The following is a 726-nucleotide window of genomic DNA, read 5'->3' as shown; positions in this document are numbered from 1 at the left end:
GAGGTACGCGAGCTGGGTTTAGAACGTCGTGAGACAGTTCGGTCCCTATCTACCGTGGGCGTTGGAAATTTGAGAGGATCTGCTCCTAGTACGAGAGGACCAGAGTGGACGAACCTCTGGTGTACCGGTTGTGACGCCAGTCGCATCGCCGGGTAGCTATGTTCGGAAGGGATAACCGCTGAAAGCATCTAAGCGGGAAGCCTACCTCAAGATAAGATTTCCCTAGGACTTTATGTCCTCTAAAGAGCCGTTGAAGACTACGACGTTGATAGGTTGGATGTGGAAGCATAGTGATATGTGAAGCTGACCAATACTAATTGCTCGTGAGGCTTGACTATACAACACCCAAACAGTTGGTGTTGTGGTTCAAATCACTGCAAACAACTTGATTTAGTTATAAAGCTAAGTACAATGTGCAAATTAAATTAACTCAGATGTTCTGTTAATAACTCATTTGATGAAAGTTAGGCACGAAGAGCACTGCTCTGAGGTTAGACCCAACGAATAGTCATAAACAGTTGTGCTGGCGACAATAGCAAGAGTGAACCACCTGATCCCTTCCCGAACTCAGAAGTGAAACCTCTTAGCGCTGATGGTAGTGTGGAGTTATCCATGTGAGAGTAAGTCATCGCCAGCTCATTAATTCAAATCCCCCTAACTCAAATGAGATAGGGGGATTTTTTTATGCAAGGAATGGTAGATAATAAAAATTAAAAAGAGAAGATT

Annotated in this window: 2 rRNA genes; both read left to right on the top strand. The window is 44.1% G+C overall.

What is annotated here, in order from left to right:
* Nucleotides 1-338 (top strand): 23S ribosomal RNA (locus RR877_RS10655); the annotation flags it as partial.
* 184 nt (nt 339-522) lie between these two features.
* Nucleotides 523-637 (top strand): 5S ribosomal RNA (gene rrf / locus RR877_RS10650).
* The last annotated feature ends 89 nt before the right edge of the window (nt 638-726 follow it).

This window comes from Aurantimicrobium sp., assembly GCF_036667855.1.
GTDB lineage: Bacteria > Actinomycetota > Actinomycetes > Actinomycetales > Microbacteriaceae > Aurantimicrobium.
The sequence above is the reverse complement of the archived record's forward strand: the minus strand, read 5'-3'. Positions and strand labels throughout refer to the sequence as shown.